At 38.6% G+C, this 20061-nt stretch carries 12 protein-coding genes; 11 read left to right on the top strand and 1 reads right to left on the bottom strand.

Annotated elements, in window-relative coordinates; all coding sequences use genetic code 11:
- Positions 1-401 (bottom strand): IS5/IS1182 family transposase (locus C234_RS0111375; protein WP_027325875.1); only part of this gene is annotated, 401 nt, incomplete at its 3' end.
- A gap of 504 nt (positions 402-905) precedes the next feature.
- Between C234_RS0111375 and C234_RS0111370 the strand changes: the two genes are divergently transcribed.
- The 11 genes from C234_RS0111370 to C234_RS0111320 all read left to right on the top strand — a co-directional run bounded on the left by C234_RS0111370 (position 906) and on the right by C234_RS0111320 (position 20061).
- Positions 906-2786, top strand: coding sequence for an FAD-dependent oxidoreductase (locus C234_RS0111370; protein ID WP_027325874.1), 1881 nt, complete (start codon positions 906-908; stop codon positions 2784-2786).
- A 46-nt stretch (positions 2787-2832) separates the two neighbouring features.
- Positions 2833-3939: a DUF4434 domain-containing protein gene (locus tag C234_RS0111365; protein ID WP_027325873.1), complete on the top strand. Its 1107-nt coding sequence runs from the start codon at positions 2833-2835 to the stop codon at positions 3937-3939.
- A gap of 4 nt (positions 3940-3943) precedes the next feature.
- Positions 3944-5365 carry a sugar porter family MFS transporter gene (locus C234_RS0111360; RefSeq protein WP_027325872.1) on the top strand — a complete coding sequence of 474 codons (1422 nt, stop codon included), beginning with the start codon at positions 3944-3946 and terminating at the stop codon, positions 5363-5365.
- A gap of 136 nt (positions 5366-5501) precedes the next feature.
- The gene (locus C234_RS0111355) at positions 5502-6578 is read left to right on the top strand and encodes a DUF4434 domain-containing protein (RefSeq protein WP_027325871.1); all 1077 of its coding nucleotides are present in this window, start codon (positions 5502-5504) and stop codon (positions 6576-6578) included.
- 22 nt (positions 6579-6600) lie between these two features.
- Positions 6601-9747 carry a SusC/RagA family TonB-linked outer membrane protein gene (locus C234_RS0111350; protein WP_027325870.1) on the top strand — a complete coding sequence of 1049 codons (3147 nt, stop codon included), beginning with the start codon at positions 6601-6603 and terminating at the stop codon, positions 9745-9747.
- An 11-nt stretch (positions 9748-9758) separates the two neighbouring features.
- Positions 9759-11378, top strand: a complete 1620-nt coding sequence (locus C234_RS0111345; protein ID WP_027325869.1) for a RagB/SusD family nutrient uptake outer membrane protein — start codon at positions 9759-9761, stop codon at positions 11376-11378.
- Positions 11379-11394: 16 nt separating this feature from the next.
- Entirely contained in the window at positions 11395-13068 is a 1674-nt protein-coding gene (locus C234_RS0111340) for a DUF5018 domain-containing protein (protein WP_027325868.1), read from the top strand.
- A gap of 71 nt (positions 13069-13139) precedes the next feature.
- Entirely contained in the window at positions 13140-14510 is a 1371-nt protein-coding gene (locus C234_RS0111335; RefSeq protein WP_034538372.1) for an alpha amylase family protein, read from the top strand.
- A gap of 79 nt (positions 14511-14589) precedes the next feature.
- Entirely contained in the window at positions 14590-15921 is a 1332-nt protein-coding gene (locus C234_RS0111330) for an alpha amylase family protein (RefSeq protein ID WP_027325866.1), read from the top strand.
- A 34-nt stretch (positions 15922-15955) separates the two neighbouring features.
- On the top strand, positions 15956-18631 hold the full coding sequence (locus C234_RS0111325; RefSeq protein WP_027325865.1) for a calcineurin-like phosphoesterase C-terminal domain-containing protein: 2676 nt from the start codon (positions 15956-15958) through the stop codon (positions 18629-18631).
- Positions 18631-20061: a sialate O-acetylesterase gene (locus tag C234_RS0111320; protein WP_027325864.1), complete on the top strand. Its 1431-nt coding sequence runs from the start codon at positions 18631-18633 to the stop codon at positions 20059-20061. Before C234_RS0111325 ends, C234_RS0111320 begins: the two co-directional genes overlap by 1 nt.

Genomic DNA, 20061 nt, shown 5'->3' with positions numbered 1-20061 from the left:
GCCAACTCTAACCGGCGATTTATCTCTTGCAGCACATTGTCGTAAAGGTCGGCTTCAACCAAAATGTTACGGAAACGGCATACAGTTGTACTATCTGGAGCGCAGTCATCCAATCCTAAACCAACAAAGCGACTGAAGGACAGACGGTCATTTACCTGATCTTCGACCTCGCCGTCACTCAAGCCATACCATGTACGAAGAAGTTCGGTCTTGAACAACACAAGGCTGTCATAGCTTGGACGACCGGTGGGACGCTTGCCTTTGGTGTAAGCAATTTCAATAAGTCCACGAATGGGATTCCAGTCGATTATCTGATCAATTTGAAAGAAAAAGGTCTGTTTAACCTTACGATGACCAACTATTAGGTCAGCAAAACTCGGAGAAGAAGGACGTTGTTTCATACTATAAAGCTACAAAAATATGATGAAATGAGCAAATCTTGAACAATGAGTTTTGCAGAGGTCTCAGTTCATTATATTTTGATTAAGGTATGGGAAAAATAAATAATATTTTAGCTATCCAGAGACAAAGAGATACCTGAAAAAGAAGCTTTTTTGAAGTTAATGACGCTTTTGGAAATATCTTTCTATGAATAACTAAGCTTTTACACGTATGATATTTCGCTAAGAATCTCACTTTAATTTTATGAATATTTTTCTCTTATTCTGTTTAAAATAAAATCTTTTTAGTTTATCTCATTTTTATAGCTTTTGGATGATATTAATAATATTTGCGGATTTTAATTTGTCTTTTTTTGATTATATGTGGTTTTGTTTAGTGATTTTATATGTTATATATCACTTTTGATAATAAAATATTTTATTATAATTTGTTTTTATATTAAATATTAGTATGTTTGTACTGGAAATATAGTCAAAAAGGATGTTAATCTATTTGTTGTAAGCATGAAAAACCTATATTCTCTTTTTTATACTCTTATTTTTGTCTTGATTCTTACATCGTGTAAGCATTCGGATATAGAGCAAATAGATGTTTTGGTTGTAGGTGGCGGTGCCAGTGGCATGGCATCAGGTATACAAGCTGCCCGAATGGGGGTGAATGTATTGATAATCGAAGAAACGGCTTGGTTGGGTGGTATGTTGACCTCGGCAGGAGTCAGCGCTGTGGACGGTAACTACAATTTACCGGCAGGATTATGGGGTGAATTTAAAGACCGGTTATCCGATTATTATGGAGGAATAGACTCTCTCAAGACCGGCTGGGTAAGCCATGTCCTTTTCGAGCCTTCGGTCGGCAATAAAATTTTTCATGAAATGGTTGCTGCGGAAAAGAACCTGCGCATATGGAAAAACACCTTTTTGAAGACTGTGAAAAAAGAGCAGAACGAATGGATTGTTGAAGTACTGACAGAGGATCAGAAAACGAAGACTATCCGTGCAGAGATATTGATTGATGCAACCGAATTGGGAGATATTGCCAAGATGTGTGGAGTGAAATACGACATTGGGATGGAGAGCCGTAGCGACACACAAGAAGATGTGGCTCCTGAAAAATCGAATGATATCGTGCAGGATATGACTTATGTAGCCATACTGAAAGATTATGGGAAAGATGTAACGATTCCCCGCCCTGAAGGATATGATCCCGCAGTGTTTGCCTGCGCCTGTGATAACTCGCTGTGTTTGTCGCCGAAAGAACCCGACCGTTTGTGGTCTAAAGAGATGATGATTACTTATGGGAAACTGCCCAACCATAAATATATGATTAATTGGCCCATAGAGGGTAATGATTATTACGTGAACCTGATAGAAAAAACACCGGAAGAGCGTGCCAAGGCATTGGAGCTTGCAAAGCATCACACAATGTGTTTTGTCTACTTCCTCCAACACGAGCTGGGGTATAACACGTTAGGGCTGGCGGATGACGAATATCCTACGGCAGACCGTTTGCCTTTTATTCCATATCACAGGGAATCACGTAGGATTCATGGGCTCGTCAGGTTTACCCTGAATGACGTGACAGCCCCTTATGAGCAAAAACAAAAATTATACCGTACTGCCATTGCAGTAGGCGATTATCCGGTAGACCACCATCACACCCGCTATCATGGTCATGAGGAATTGCCGAATCTTTATTTTCATCCGATACCTTCGTACGGTCTTCCGTTAGGAGTATTGATTCCCCTTAACGTAGAAGGACTCATCGTTGCGGAAAAATCTATATCTGTTTCTAATATAATTAACGGCACCACACGTTTGCAACCCGTTGTCCTGCAGATCGGGCAGGCAGCCGGAGCATTGGCGGCTTTGAGCGTGAAGAAAAAATGCGCAATCGGACAAGTTCCTGTCCGCGAAGTCCAAAATGCAGTTTTACATGCGAAAGGTTACCTGCTTCCTTATTTGGATGTTCCCGTTTCGGATGTAAAGTTCATTCCCTATCAGCGTATCGGGGCTACAGGAATACTCAAAGGAGTAGGAAAAAATGTAGGATGGAGCAATCAGACTTGGCTAAGAGCAGATACACTTTTATTAATCTCTGAGTTGGATGGTTTGTTTGAAATATATCCGAAATCAAAAGAAATGTTTGAGAAAAAGAAAGCAGAAACCTTAAGCATCCAAGAAGCCGCTTCACTTGTCAGGAACATCTCCGAAACGGAAGGTTTGGATGCAGCCGTCGACTTGGATGAAATATGGCGGAATTATGGTTTACAGAATCTTAACCCTAAACGAGACATCCTAAGAGGAGAGATGGCACTCCTTATCGATCAGGTTTTAGATCCTTTCAATAGAAAGCAGGTAGATATAACCGGAGAATATATCGAATGAGATTGCTTAGTAGTATATCGCTGATATAATAAAAAAAAACGAAACAATGAGAAAAAATAATCGCAGAGACTTTTTAAAAAGTGCAGCTTTGGCGGGAGCTTCGGCTTTAATCGCCCCTTCGTTGCTGGCTAAAGAGAGTGATAAAACCGGATTTCTTTCTCCGGAGCAGATGCCGGAAGAATGGATGGGAGATGATCGTTTGATTGTTCCAAAGAAGAACGGTTTAAACATTACGGGGACTTTTTTGGATGAGATTTCCCACGACATTCCTCATCAGAATTGGGGAGAAAAGGAATGGGACCTCGATTTTCAATACATGAAGCGAATCGGAATCGATACGGTAATCATGATTCGCTCCGGATACCGTAAATTTATAACTTATCCTTCTCCTTATTTATTGAATAAAGGTTGTTATATGCCATCAGTCGACTTGTTGGATATGTTTCTGCGATTGGCAGAGAAGTATAAAATGAAGTTTTATTTTGGTCTGTACGACTCCGGCCGTTATTGGGATACAAAGGATTTAAGCTGGGAAATCGAGGATAATAAATATGTGATTGACGAGGTATGGAAAATGTACGGCGAAAAATACAAGAGCTTTGGAGGCTGGTATATCAGTGGAGAAATCAGCCGGCAGACTAAAGGGGCTATAGATGCTTTTCATGCCATGGGAAAACAGTGCAAGGATGTTTCGAATGGGTTGCCTACATTCATTTCTCCTTGGATTGATGGGAAAAAAGCCATTATGGGTACTAATAAACTGACGAATGAAGATGCTGTTTCTGTGCAGCAACACGAGAAAGAGTGGAATGAGATATTCGATGGGATTCATGATGTGGTAGATGCGTGCGCTTTTCAAGACGGACATATCGATTATGATGAATTAGATGCTTTTTTCTCAGTAAATAAAAAACTGGCGGATAAGTATGGCATGCAATGCTGGACTAATGCGGAATCTTTCGATCGCGATATGCCTATTAATTTTCTTCCTATTAAGTTTGATAAGCTCCGGATGAAACTAGAAGCTGCCAAACGGGCGGGATATGATAAAGCGATAACGTTCGAGTTCTCTCACTTTATGAGTCCCCAATCGGCATATTTGCAGGCAGGACATTTATATGACAGATACAGAGAATATTTCGAAATAAAGTAAGGCTATGAAGACTGATGTTAATTTCGGCTATCTTATCTTCCTTTCAGTCGTTGCTGCGTTAGGGGGATTTCTGTTCGGGTATGATACGGCTGTCATATCAGGAACGATTGCTCAGGTTACGAATCTCTTTCATCTGGATGCTTTACAACAGGGATGGTATGTGGGGTGTGCATTGGTCGGGTCTATTGTAGGTGTTCTCTTTGCTGGAATTTTAAGTGACAAGCTGGGACGTAAACTCACTATGATTATTTCTGCCGTTTTATTCTCCACTTCTGCCTTGGGCTGCGCTATTTGCGCTGATTTTACTCAGCTAGTGATTTATCGCATTGTCGGAGGAATAGGAATTGGTATTGTATCGATTGTTTCACCCCTTTATATTTCTGAGGTTTCCGTTGCGGAATATAGAGGGCGATTGGTTTCTTTGTATCAGTTGGCTGTGACTGTTGGTTTTTTAGGTGCGTATTTGGTCAATTATCAATTGTTGGCTTGGGCCGAAAGCGGCGTCCGGTTGAGCATGCCTTGGGTGCAAAAGATATTTGTTTCCGAAGTGTGGAGAGGTATGCTTGGCATGGAGACTCTTCCGGCAATATTGTTTTTTATCATCATCTTTTTTATTCCTGAAAGTCCCCGTTGGCTGATAGTAAAAGGACGGGAGTCTAAAGCTTTGGGTATTTTAAATAGAATATACCATTCATTGCCTCTTGCAAAATATCAGCTATCCGAAACAAAGTCAGTTTTAACTTCGGAGAGTAAATCCGACTGGTCTATTCTTCTGAAACCCGGAATCTTCAAGGCCGTTATAATTGGTGTATGTATTGCTATTTTGGGGCAGTTCATGGGGGTAAATGCTGTATTGTATTACGGACCTTCTATTTTTGAAAATGCAGGCCTTTCGGGTGGAGACTCTCTGTTCTATCAAGTACTTGTGGGGCTGGTGAATATGCTGACTACTATTTTGGCTTTGGTTATAATAGATAAGGTCGGGCGTAAACAACTTGTGTATTATGGAGTATCGGGAATGATCGCTTCCCTTATTCTGATAGGACTTTATTTCCTTTTTGGCGATTCATGGGGAGTTTCGAGCCTTTTTCTGCTCTCCTTCTTTTTGTTTTATGTATTTTGCTGTGCAGTCTCTATCTGCGCTGTGATCTTCGTGCTGTTGTCCGAGATGTATCCCACTAAAGTGCGTGGATTGGCAATGTCTATCGCAGGATTTGCTCTTTGGGTCGGAACGTATCTTATCGGACAACTCACTCCTTGGTTGTTTCAGAATCTCACTCCCGCCGGGACATTTTTCCTGTTTGCTGTTATGTGTGTCCCTTACATGCTTATAGTATGGAAGCTGATACCCGAAACTGCCGGAAAGTCACTTGAAGAGATAGAACGCTATTGGACACGTTCGAAGCAGGAGAATATAAGGCTTTAACCAAGTTGTAGACAATATGCTTCTCTGTCTCCATATAGCGGTAAAAGTAGGGAAGAGAAGGGATGGGAGGGTATGATGTTTTTCAGGAAACAGAGTTCTTAAGGTGTTTACTGTGTAATTATTGAATAATGAAATTATGGTAGGACGTCGTAATTTTCTTAAAACAGCAGCAACAGCATGTTCATTGGTTGTCGGAAGCAGGTTTCTGACAGCTTGTTCCTCTTTTAATAATAAGAGGAGAGTAAAGAGCGATGAATCTTTAGATTCGTTTGCGACACCTCATGTGATGAAAGGTATGCCCATAACAGCTACTTTTTTAGATGAAATAAGTTGGGATATTCCCCATCAGAACTGGGGAGCAAAAGAGTGGGACACGGATTTCAGGGCAATGAAAAAGATGGGGATTAACACAGTTGTTCTGATTCGTGCCGGATTGGGGAAATGGATTGCTTCTCCTTTCAAATCGCTGTTGGAGAAAGAGGCCGTATATTATCCGCCTGTCGATTTGGTCGAAATGTTTCTGACGCTATCTGATAAATATGATATGGCATTTTACTTTGGAATGTATGATTCTGGAAAGTATTGGCAAGAGGGGTTGTTTCAGAAAGAAATAGATCTGAATATGTATCTCATCGATGAGGTCTGGAAGAAATACGGTCGCCATAAATCATTTAAGGGGTGGTATTTGTCACAGGAGATAAGTCGGCGCACTAAAAACATGTCAAAAATATATGCAGAAGTTGGTAAACATGCCAAAGCGGTATCCGGTAATCTGACCACGTTAGTTTCTCCTTATATTCATGGAATAAAAACGGATCAAGTCATGTCAGGTGACAAAGCATTGTCTGTAAAAGAACATGAGGAAGAATGGGATGAAATTTTGTATAATGTAAAAGGAGCTGTTGATATTCTTGCATTTCAAGACGGCCAAGTTGACTACCATGAATTATATGACTATTTGCTTGTCAATAAAAAATTGGCTGATAAATATGGCATGAGGTGCTGGACCAATATTGAATCTTTCGACCGGGATATGCCAATTCGCTTTTTACCTATCAAATGGGAAAAACTACTTTTGAAGTTAGAGGCCGCAAGAAAAGCAGGAATGGAAAATGCAATAACGTTTGAGTTTTCTCACTTTATGAGTCCAAATTCTGCATATTTACAAGCGGGGCATCTATACAACAGATATTGTGAGCATTTTATACAATAAACCTATCTAATATTATAATGCAATGAAAAAAAGAATCAGATGGAATGCGAGGTTTATAACCTCATTGATTATCGCATTTATGTGTAGCATTAATGTCTCTGCACAAAATGTGATAAAAGGGACCGTAACCGATGGTAATGATGAACCGTTACCCGGAGTTTCTGTGGCTGTAAAAGGTACTACGATAGGTACTGTTACAGATATTAATGGTAAGTATAGTATTAACGCTAAAGATAAAGATATATTAATCTTTTCTTACATTGGAATGGCTACCCAAGAAGTTAGGGTCAATGGGCGTAGTTCTGTTTCGGTTAAAATGAAAGATGATGTGGCCTCTTTAGATGAGATTGTAGTTGTAGGCTATGGAACTCAGAAACGAGGTAGTATTACCGGAGCTGTATCTACCGTGTCTGATAAAGAATTACTGAAAGCTCCGACAATGAGTATCAGTAATATTGTAGGATCGCGCATTGCGGGAGTAGCTGCCGTGCAGTCCAGCGGACAGCCCGGATCGGATAATGCAGCTTTAACCATGCGTGGACAAGACGGTATAATTTATGTAATTGACGGAATCCGGCGCACTTCTGCCGACTTTAATGGATTAGATCCGAATGTAATAGAATCTGTTTCTATTCTAAAGGATGCTTCTGCTGTGGCAGTATACGGTCTTGATGCAAGTGGGGCCTTTATCGTGACCACTAAGAAAGGACAAGTAGATAAGATGTCTATCACATATACCGGAACTGTAGGTATTAGTCAAAATGCTGCTCAACAAAAATGGTTGGACGGACCGGGATATGCTTATTGGTATAATAAGGCTCGTGAATTGCAGGGCGATCCTATTGTTTTTACTAATAAGATGGTACAAAAAATGAGAGAAGGCAAAGATGGTTGGGGAAACACTAACTGGTATGATAAGATTTATGAAACAGGTACCCGGACTCACCATAATATATCAGCTACCGGTGGTAGTGAACGGGTTAAGTTTTTCGCTTCCATAGGTTATTTAAAAGAAAACGGAAATATTGATAACTATAGTTATGAGCGATTGAATCTTCGCTCTAATATTGATGCTAAGTTGACTAAGAGTTTGACTTTTTGGTTAGGTGTTTCCGGGCGTGTTGAAAAAAGAAATGCTCCGCGCTATTCTGCTAATCCAAACGATTGGCACAATGTGCCGCAACAAATCATTCGCGCTTTGCCTTATGTGCCTGATACTTACGAATATCAAGGGAAGCGTTATAATGTCTCCACACCAACAGCTTCTTCTCCGGTAGCACCGTTGGCGTCTATTAATGAATCGGGATATAGTAAATCTAATTATTCTTATTTTCAATCCAACTTTGTTCTGCAATATGATGCTCCTTGGTTAAAAGGCTTAAGTTTTAAGTTTCAAGGTGCTTATGATCTGACTTTTACTTTTAATAAGATATTAAGTAATCCTTATGAAGTGGTGATAATGAATCTTCCTACGGCAGATACCTCGGAGTTAACTTATCATAAAGGATATGATGCCGTAGGAAACACTATAAGCTTGAGTGAGGCTGCTTCTCGCGGGTATGCATTTACTACACAAACCAGTATTGTTTATAATAACAAGTTTAACAAACATGCAATTGGAGGCTTGTTATTGGCAGAGACTCGTGAGAATAAGAGTAATGCTTTGAGTGCAACCGGATATGGATTGGACTTTATTCAATTGGATGAGCTTAATAAAATAACAAATCGGACAGGGGACGGATCAGAAAAATATCCGGGTATAGGTGGTTATAGTGGACATACACGTGTCGCAGGTTTTGTGGGGCGTTTAAATTATAACTATGATGATAAATATTATCTGGAAGCATCTTTACGTTACGATGGCAGTTACTTGTTTGGTGGGATGAATAAACGTTGGATAACATTACCAGGTGTTTCTGTTGGTTGGAGAATTAATAATGAAGATTGGTTTGACGTTTCTTCGGTTAATAATCTTAAGTTTAGAATCGGTGCAGGAAAAACGGCAACAAGCAATCTCAAACCTTTTCAGTGGAGAAACTCAATGAATTTATCAAAAAATGCGATTATATTGGGAGGAAGTAGTCAGTCAATGCTGTATGCTGCTGTTTTAGGAAATCCATACTTAAAATGGTCTGAGTGCTTAAATTACAACTTGGGAGTTGACGCAACTTTGTGGAATGGTTTATTAGGAGCAGAAATAGATGTTTTTTATAAATATGAATTCGATAAGTTGTCAGGAGTAACCGGTTCATTTTCTCCGTCAAGAGGAGGATATTATTATCAATATGCAAATTCGAACAAATGTGATTATAAAGGCTATGAAATTACTTTAACTCACCATAATAATATTAGAGATTTTAATTATGGAGCTAAATTGATTTGGTCGTATGCGTATGGTCGCTGGCTTAAGTATGCCGGTGATTCTGACAATTCTCCGGAATATCAAAGGGCTACGGGTAAACAGATTGGAGCAAAATATGGGTTTATTGCTGATGGCTTGTTCCAGTCAGATGAAGAAATAGCAAATTCTGCCACAGTTAGAGGTTATAAAGCGCTCCCCGGTTACATTAAATATGTCGATAGAAATGGTGACGGTATCATAACAGCAGCTCAAGATCAGGGATATGTAGGCAAAAGTTCTACTCCCACCCACACTGGCTCATTGAATCTTTTTGGTAATTGGAGAGGATTCGATTTCGACTTACTTTTTTCTTGGGGGTTGAATAGTGTTGTAGCATTGACCGGACAATATACCGCTACAGGTTCTGAAGGAGTGCAAGATAATACATCTTTCACAAAGCCGTTTTATCATGGCGGAAATTCTCCGACTTTTTTAGTGGAGAACTCATGGACTCCGGAAAATCGTAATGCAGAATTCCCACGTTTAGAAATTGCTGGACCAAGTAATAATAATGGATTTTCTTCTACTTTCTGGTATAGGAAAGGTGATTATTTACGCTTGAAAACAGCGCAGTTAGGATATAATTTCCCTAAAAAATGGTTATATTCAACAGGCATACAAGCATTGAGGTTGTATGTGGAAGGATACAATTTGTTTACTCTGAGCAGCCTAATCAAGTATAATATTGATCCGGAATCGCCCGCAGTAAACAATGGATACTATCCCCAGCAAAGAACTTATACGATGGGGGTAAAGTTAACATTCTAAAACGAAAAAATATGAAAAAGATTATATCATTATTTGTATTGAGCTTTATGATAAGTTCATGTAATAATTGGCTGGATGGTGTAGAACAAACAGAGAATATAAGTGATGAAATCGTCTGGCAAGATGAAGAGTATGTGAATAAAAACGTGAATGCTTTTTATACTTATCTGCATAAATATGGCCCTTTCGGAGACGCTCAATTTAGTGGTAGTTTAACAGAAAGTTTGACAGAAACATTCAAATATGGATCTGTGGCATTGGGAGACCGGGCAGGGCATCCTAATAATTATGTCACTAATCCGGATGTAATTAGTCCTGATGGCTGCCGATATAATATATGGACAGAAAGTTTGGCTTATGGAAGTATTCGCCAGATTAATCAGTTTTTGGAGATGCAGAAGAAGTATTCTGCATTTTCCGAAGAAAAGAATCTAAGATGGGAAGCACAAGCCCGCTTTTTTCGTGCCTTTTTATATTTCCAACTGGCGAAGCGGCATGGAGGAGTAATACTCTATGATAAACTACCTACGTCTAATGATAAGGAAAGAAGTTCAGCAAATGATACTTGGAATTTTATTGCTGATGATTTAGATTTTGCTGCACAAAATTTACCTAAAGAGTGGGGGGCACAAGAAAAAGGTCGTGTGACAAAAGGTGCTGCATATGCACTGAAATCACGGGCTATGTTGTATGCAGAGCGTTGGAAGGATGCATATGATGCTGCCGAGGAAGTAGAAAAATTGGAGTTGTATGATTTGGTGGAAGGATACGCTAATGCATGGAAGGGGAATAATAAAGAAGCGATACTGGAATTCGATTACAATAAAGATAGTGGACCGAATCATACTTTTGATCAATTTTATGTACCACAATGTGATGGCTATGATTTTGGTGCTTTGGGAACCCCTACTCAAGAAATGGTAGAGTCGTATGAAACGATAGACGGAGAGAAAGTAGATTGGAGTAAGTGGCATGGCACAACTACAGATACTCCACCGTATGATAAATTAGAACCCCGTTTTGCAGCTACGGTTATTTATGCTGGAAGTATTTGGAAAGGCAAAAAGATGGACTGCAGTGTGGGAGGTACAAATGGAGCTTTTATGGCCTATAGAGAGCAGTCGTATTCTTATGGAAAGACAACTACCGGCTATTTTTTACGCAAATTATTAGATGAAAAACTCATAGATGTAAAAGGGACAAAAAGTTCTCAGCCGTGGGTGGAGATTCGTTTTGCAGAGGTTTTATTGAATAAAGCGGAAGCTGCCTATCGTCTCAATAAAGGTGGAGAGGCGCAAAGTTTAATGAATCGTGTCCGTGGACGTAAAGGAGTTGATTTACCTGCTAAATTGTCTACAGGAGAAAGCTGGTTTAAAGATTATCGGAATGAACGTAAAATAGAGTTGGCATACGAAGGACATTTATTTTGGGATATGCGACGTTGGAAATTGGCTCATATAGAGTATAATAATTATCGTTGTCATGGCATTAAAATTACGAATGGTACTTACGAATATATAGATTGCGATGGTCAAGACCGTAAATTTCCTAAAAAACTTTATGTGCTTCCTATACCAACTTCTGAGTTGAAGAATAACGCATTAATTGAACAATATGATGAATGGAAATAATTAAAAAAGTTACGCAATGAAAAACAAAATATTATCAATAATTTCTGTCATTGCGCTATTCATAGGAATGAGCGCATGCCATAGCCCGGAAGAATTTAAACCGAATTTGGAACGAAACGGGATTAATAATCTGATTGCATCTTTTCCCGATGATGATAGAGATGAGAATCGTTTTACAAGCGAAATCGATTATCAAAATCGTGTTATTACAGTTGTTTTTCCGTACAATTATCCTCGTCTTTCAGATAATGTATTGGAGATATCTGCATTGAAAAAGATGAGAGTAATTGCTGATTTAGATAATAACGTATATATCTCTCCTTCTTTACTTTTTTTAGATTTCACAAAAGAAAATTTTATTACTGTAAAGGAGCAGGATGGAAAATCAGTTAAATATAAAATAATTGCGGAAATACGTAAAAGTGCTGAATGTGTTATTACAAAATTTGATTTGAAAAAGAATAATTTATCTGGCATTATTAATGAAGAAACAAAAACTATCTCTTTAATTAGTTTAGAAGATATTGGAGAAGATATGGCTGATGTTGTTATATCACATGGGGCTGTAATTCTTCCGGATCCTACAAAGGAAACTCTAAATTATGATCAAGAACAGAAACTGACAGTAACAGCTCAAAATGGTACAACTAGTTCTGTTTATATAGTGAAAAAAGAAATTCCCAATAAAATACCTGCAGGGTTACGTCCTAATAGTGCTAAGTTATTATGGGCTAGAAAACTTGTGGATGTTGGAATTACAAGTTCGAATATGGCTACAGGTTTTGCTGTAACAAAAGATTATGTGGTTATTAATGATCGCAATAATAATAAGGCCTTTTATTTAAATAAAAAAACCGGTTCGAATGAAGGATTTATTGATATTAGTGCATTTGCAGGAAGTTTGACTAATTTCTACGTTACTGCAGATGAAGGAGATAATATTTTATTTACAAATCTTACTCCAGGTGGAGGTAGTAATTTTACCATATGGAGGTTGAAAGGAGTAGAGGGAGCTGTTGAAAAGTATATAGAATTTCCGACAACAATAGCTATGGGTCGAAAAATATCAATAAGAGGAAGTTTAGATGGAAATGCTATTATTACAGCTCCTCATTATTCTACTCAGGGAGAATTTTCTTATTGGCAAGTCATTGGAGGAGTTTTGCAATCGCAAAGACCAGAAAAAAAAGTAGCCCAAGGATTAGGGTCATGGGGGAATAATGCCGATCTTATCTATTCTGATCCAACTGATATTACTAGTGATTATTTTGCTGCGTTTTATACTACTCCACGTAGTTTTTGTTGGTTTGATGGAAAGACAAATGCTATAAAAGCTCAAGGGCCTGAAATTAGTGCGAATTGGGTACAAAATGCAGTCGATTATGTTATATTTAATAATACGCCTTTTGCAGTTTCAAATTCAGTGAATAGCTTTTCATGGGGTAAAGATGATTGTATATATTTGTTTGATTTATCAAGTGGGTCGTTAAGTAATCAACCAATAAATTTTGGTGATGATGGATTGGGCATTAATGGGAATTATGGTGCCAAGGCATTAGGTAATGTAAACAGTAATGGGACTGGAGATGTTGCATTTAAAGTTTCAGAGGATGGTTATTATTTATATATTTATTTTATGTTCACAAATGGTTATGTAGGATGTGTCCGATGTGATTGTATTGATATGTGATAATCTATTATAAAAGTGAAGCCTGTTAATTACTTGAGAGCAGGCTTCATTTCTAAATTAATAATATAAAAATGCGGAAAAATTTGTTGTTTTTCAAAATAAGTATAGAATGCATACTTGTTTGTTTTTGCTTGGCATGTGGAAACAATAGTCCGAAAAATTATTGGGGAGATATTAACAATGGGGAGGAACCTTCGGAAAATCCAAATGTTGCAAAACCACGCTATATTTGGATAGATGCAGCTGCTAACTTTCCTGACTTTGCCGACAATAAAGAAAATATTGCCCGTGATTTGGCATTAGCCAAAGATGCTGGGTTCACAGATATTGTCGTTGATGTACGCCCTACTACTGGAGATGTGCTTTTCAGAACAAGCATAGTAGATCAAGTCAGATTTCTTTATGCATGGGTTAACGGACATTACACGAAGATAGTAAGAAATGCCACATGGGATTATTTGCAGGCATTTATTGACGAAGCACGTAAGCAGAAGCTTCGTGTACATGCAGCTATCAATACATTTATCGGAGGAAATTCCATAGATGGTGGAACCGGATTGCTTCATAGAGATCCATCGAAAAAAGGTTGGGCTACACAGCTTAATACTGAGACAGGCATTGTAAATGTGATGGATACGGGAGAAAAGGATAAGTTTTTTAATCCTGCACATTTCGAAGTGCAAGAATTTCTATGTAATCTGCTTAAGGATCTGGCTAAATATGATTTGGATGGTATTATTCTGGATAGAGGGCGCTATTTGAATTTACAGTCAGACTTTTCCGATTATTCTCGTGAGCAATTTGAAGCTTATATGGGAGGTGTTCGGATTCAAAACTATCCGGATGAGATATTGTTACCGGGAACTAAGAGATTGCCTGCTCAATATCCCAAGTATCTTACCAAATGGTTGGAATTTCGAACTAAAGTGATTTACGACTTCATGCAAAAAGCATCCAATGCAGTGAAGAGTGTGAATTCAAAAATCAAATTTGGAGTTTATGTCGGTGGTTGGTACAGCACCTATTATGAAGTTGGAGTTAATTGGGCAGCTTCTACTTATGATACTTCTCTGTTTTATAATTGGGCAACATCTAAATATAAGAATTACGGTTATGCTGCAATCATGGACCAGATTTTAATAGGTGCTTATGCTTCTCCACTGAGAGTTTACGGAACTACCGAATGGACTATGCAAGGCTTCTGCTCACTTGCAAAAGCTAAAATAAAGAGTGAATGCTCTATTGTAGCGGGAGGGCCTGATGTCGGTAATTGGGATCCTGAAAATAAAGCGACTCAAGAACAAGAGAATCAGGCGATTGTTGAATCTGTCAAAGCTTGTATGGATGCTTGTGACGGTTATTTTCTGTTTGATATGATTCATCTGAAAAAACAGCTACAATGGCAATATGCCAAAAAAGGAATCGAACTTGCTATAAAGTGAGTTTTGATATACGATAGGAGTACTGAAAATATTTAGACGTCGTTATAAGAATGGTTTTTAAGAAAGTTCAATGCGAAATATGAGAAAAATAACATTACCACTTTTATTAATAACAATGCTTGTTTTTGTTTTAAGTGCATGCAAAACGAGAGGAAAACAAATAGTTGGTGAAACGAATAAGCCGGCTCTGATGTGGTTTGACGCGGAAGCAAACTTCGAAAGATTCAGCAATCCTGACTCGATCGATTATTATTTGACCAAGGTGAAGTCTTTAGGCTTTACTCATGCTGTTGTTGATGTGCGTCCTATTACGGGAGAAGTTTTATTTGAAACAGAGACTGCACCTAAAATGCGTGAATGGGAAGGATTCGAACGTCCGGATTTTGATTACTTGGGACATTTTCTTAGAAAAGCCCATGAGTTAGGCTTGCAGGTTTATGCTTCACTCAACGTCTTTGTAGCAGGACATAATTATTTTGATCGCGGGTTAGTGTATTCTACCCATCCCGAATGGAGTTCCATGCTCTATACTCCTGAAGGTATTGTTGCTATTACGACTCAGAAGAAAAAGTATTCGGCAATGGTAAATCCTATTAATGAAGAGTTTCAAACACATATTTTGAGCGTTTTGAAAGATTTGGTCAAAAAATATCCAAGTCTGGACGGGTTAATGTTGGATAGAGTTCGTTATGACGGAATTTCTGCCGATTTTTCTTTTCTTTCTCGTAAAAAGTTTGAAGAATATATAGGGCAGAAGGTTGAAAAATATCCGGAAGATATATTTGAGTGGAGGCAGGATGAAAATAAAAAGTATTATCCAGAGAGAGGGAAACACTTCTTGAAATGGGTTGAATGGCGAACAAAGAATATTTATGATTTTATGGTTCGCGCACGTAAAGAAGTGAAGTCCATTAATCCGAACATTGCATTTGGAACTTATACCGGTGCTTGGTATCCTTCTTATTATGAAGTCGGTGTTAATTTTGCAAGCAATCAATACGATCCGAACAAAGTTTTTGATTGGGCTACTCCTGAATATAAGAGGTATGGTTATGCCGAATTAATAGATTTATATGTTACGGGAAACTATTATACAGATATAACAATTGAGGAATACAAGAAAACGAAAAGAACGGTTTGGAACGAAACAGATTCAAAGGCTCAATCTGGAATTTGGTATTGTGTCGAAGGCTCTTGTCTGCACTTACGTGAAATATTGGGAGAGAATAAATTTATTGGAGGAATTCTAGTAGATCAATTTTATGATGATCCCCCGAAACTCTCAAAAACAATAGAAATGAACTTGAAAGCCTCGGATGGATTGATGGTATTTGATATAGTACATATTATCCGCAAGGGATTATGGAAAGAAGTGGAACATGGAATGAGGGCCGGAGGAGCTTTGAGGTAGAATTAACTAAAAAATAATTAGTAAGAATACAAGTATGAAAAAGAGTTTAGTTTTGTTTCTTTGGTACTGCATCGGAATTTCTGCATTTGCCGCAGGGAAACCCAAAATCATGTGGTTGGACTGCTCGGCGAACTTCGAAAGGTTCAGTTATCCCGATTCTATTCGCTACTATGTGGAAAAATGCCATGATGTGGGTATCACCCATCTTGTTCTGGATATTAAGGGGAATACAGGAGAAGTATTATATCCCAGCAAGTATGCCGCACAAAAAAAAGAATGGAAAAACTTCAAACGGCCTGATTTTGATTTTATAAACACTTTTATACAAGTGGCCCATGAATATAAGATGGTTATTTTTGCAGGCATGAATATTTTTGCTGACGGACAGAATATCCTCAAGCGAGGCGCTATTTACGATAAACATAAAAAGTGGCAGTCTGTCAATTATATCGCCAAAAGAGGATTAATTCCGGTTACCGAAATAAAAGAGAAAGCAATTATGTTTTTAAATCCAGCACTGAAAGAAGTACAGCAATATGAAATCGATATAATTAAAGAGGTTGTCCGCAATTATGCTTTCGATGGCATTATGCTCGATCGTACTCGTTACGATTGTATCGAGTCTGATTTTTCTCCTGAGTCGAGAAAGATGTTTGAGAAGTTTATAGGAAAGAAATTAGAACGATTTCCGGAGGATATCTTTGAATGGAAGGTTGATGATAAAGGAGAAGTATATAGAAAAGAAGGTGTTTATTACCGTCAATGGCTGGCTTGGCGGGCCTCGATCATTTATAATTTTGTAAAAAATGTTCGTGCTTCCATAAAGAAAATAAGACCCGACTGTATGCTGGGCTCATATACGGGTGCTTGGTATCCCACTTATTTTGAAGTAGGGGTTAATTGGGCAAGTCGGAGTTATGATGCCAGCCAAGATTTTGATTGGGCCACTCCTGAATATAAGAATTACGGCTATGCTGAATTGATAGATTTCTATACTAATGGCAATTATTACTGGAACGTTACGTTGGATGAGTATTACAAATCTTCCGGAAAGCATAAAAATGAAACAGATAGCGGCTTCTCCAGCGGAGATTATCTTTCTGTGGAGGGAGGATGCAGATACTCCAAATATCTGTTGAAAGATGCCACACCTGTATATGGAGGCCTTTATGTGGAAGATTATAAAAGGGACGTGGCTCAGTTTCAGAAGGCTGTACGCATGAACTTGAAAGAGTCGGATGGCGTAATGATTTTTGATATTGTTCATATCATACGAAATGGCTGGTGGAATGAATTGAAAGAAGCATTGAATAGGGAAAACCAAGATGAGGTTCGAATACTTAAAGGTATGGTTACATGCGATGGAAAAGGAATTTCTAATGTTGTTGTGACAGATGGTCTGCGTTGTGTAACAACAGACCGGAATGGTTTTTTTCAACTTCCGAATTTAGGAGATACGCGCTTTGTGTATATTTCCACTCCTGCCGGTTATTTGACAGAATGTAGTCAAACTATTCCGAGATTTTATCGAGAGATTGATATGAGTAAATCCACTGAATATAATTTTCGATTGAAAAAAAATCCGTTGAATGAAGATAAGCATTTGTTCGTTGTGGAGGCCGATGTACAGGCCGGATTAAAAGAACACTGGGATTTGTATACTCCGATTTTGGAAGACTATAAATCTTTGATCGATGGTTGTTCAAATCAACATGTCTTTGGGCTTAATTGCGGAGATCTCTTTTGGGATACTCCCGAAACATTTTTTCCGAGTTATATTGAAAGGGTAGAGAAACTGTCATTGCCTATATATAGAGCTATAGGTAATCACGATATGAATTATGGAGGCCGAAGCCACGAGACGTCTTATCACACTTTTGAAGGTTACTTCGGCCCAACTCGCTATTCATTTAATAAAGGAAGAGCGCATTATATTGTAATCAATAATAGCTTTTATGTCGGGCGTGAGCACTTTTATATCGGGTATATAGATGAAAAGACTTTGAAGTGGATTGAAGAAGATTTATCATATGTTCCCAAAGGCACACTGATTTTTTTGGTTACGCATATTCCAATTCGTATCACTGAGAAAGAAAGACCTTTTAATTATGATTACACTTTGCTCGCCGGTGAGACTATCAATGCGAAATCTTTATTCAAATTGCTGGAGGGTTATGAAACACATTTTCTTACCGGACATTTGCATTCTAATTCCAATGTTGTATTTAATGACCGCCATATGGAGCACAATACGGGAGCTGTGTGCGGAATTTGGTGGCATGCTGATGTATGTATAGACGGAACTCCTCAAGGATATGGAGTGTATGAAGTAAATGGGAACAAGGTACAATGGTATTATAAAAGTGCAGGTCATCCGAAAGAATATCAGTTTCGCGCTTATCCGATGGGCTCTTCCAAAGAGTTTCCTGAGGATATTGTAGTGAATGTTTGGAATTGGGATAAGGATTGGAAAGTGGAATGGCTGGAAAATGGGCAGTTAATGGGAGAGATGCATCAGTACAAAGGCGTTGATCCATATGCTCAGAAAGTGTGCCAGGATAAGAAGGGAATCATGCAAAGTTGGATTTCGGCAGTTCCTACAGACCACATGTTTCGTGTAACTCCTCGGAATCTGCAGGCTGAGATTGAAATTAGAGTAACAGATCGCTTTGGTAATGTGTATCGACAAACCATTTTGAATAAGAAGTAATGAAAGCTGTTTTATGTAAATTATGGATTATTTGCCTTTTTCTTCCTTTAATAGAAGTCCAAGCTAAGGTTTATCTGCCTTCCATTTGGGGAGATAATATGGTATTGCAACAACAATCAGAGGTTTTTTTTCAAGGAAAGGCCGTGCCCAATAAAGAAATTACGATTGAAGTTTCTTGGGACAGGCATAAGATTTCGACTATAAGTGACGAATATGGCAATTGGAAAGCAAAGGTGTTTACTCCTACCGCTGGTGGCCCATACTCTATTCGTTTTTCTGATGGAGAAGAGTTTATTCTTAATAATATTCTAATAGGAGAGGTCTGGTTTTGTTCCGGTCAGTCGAATATGGAAATGCCTGTCAGAGGATTTCGCGGTCAGCCCGTTTACGGCTCTCAATCTCACATTGTTTCTGCCGATCGAACAAGACATTTGCGTCTGTTCACGGTTAAGCGCGATTGGAGTACTTCTGCGAAAGAAAATGTAACAGGCTCTTGGATAGAATTATCTCCAAAAGAAGTTGGAGATTTTAGTGCAGTTGCTTATTTCTTTGGCGATTTACTGCAACGTTCGCTTAACGTTCCTGTGGGGTTGATTCATTCTTCCTGGAGCGCTTCAAAGATAGAAGCTTGGATGGACCGGAATACTTTACTGCATTTTTCAGAAGTAAGACTTCCCGACCAAACGCAAACTGAATTTGAATGGCCAGCAGGAACACCTACTTTGTTATGGAATGCGATGGTTCATCCTTGGAAGGGTTTTTCTGTTAAAGGTGTCATCTGGTATCAAGGAGAGGCTAATTCCTCTGCTCCTCAACTGTACAGAAAACTTTTTCCCGCTATGGTCAATCAATGGAGGCTATTCTTTCAGAATCCGGATATGCCTTTTTATTATGTACAAATTGCTCCTTGGCAGTCTGATGGGAAAGATAACTTCGGGTGGGCTTGGTTTCGCCAATGTCAGTTGGAGTTGATGGCCGAAGTTTCTAATGTAGGAATGGTCACGACTACGGATGTCGGCAGTGAGAAGTTTATACACCCTCCTCATAAGATTAAAGTCGGAGAACGTTTGGCTTATTGGGCCTTGGCTAAGACCTACGGGCACGAGGGGTTTCTTTATTCGGGACCTTTATATAAGAGTCACATATTGAAAGGAAATGTGGTAGAAATCACTTTTGAGCACGGAAGTCAGGGACTTATTCCGGAGAATCAATGTTTAAAAGGATTTGAGATAGTAGATAATTACGGAAAGATTTTGCCGGCAAAAGCGGAGGTGATTAACGGCTCTGCGCGTGTGAAAGTCTGGAACGACTCAGTTTCTCAGCCAACTGAAGTACGTTATTGTTTTCGAAACTATATGGAAGGAAATCTTTGTAATAACGCAGAGCTTCCTGCCTCTCCTTTTCGAATTGTAGTACAGTCAAAGAAATAG

It is taken from the genome of Bacteroides pyogenes DSM 20611 = JCM 6294 (assembly GCF_000428105.1).
Taxonomy (GTDB): domain Bacteria; phylum Bacteroidota; class Bacteroidia; order Bacteroidales; family Bacteroidaceae; genus Bacteroides; species Bacteroides pyogenes.
The sequence above is the reverse complement of the archived record's forward strand: the minus strand, read 5'-3'. Positions and strand labels throughout refer to the sequence as shown.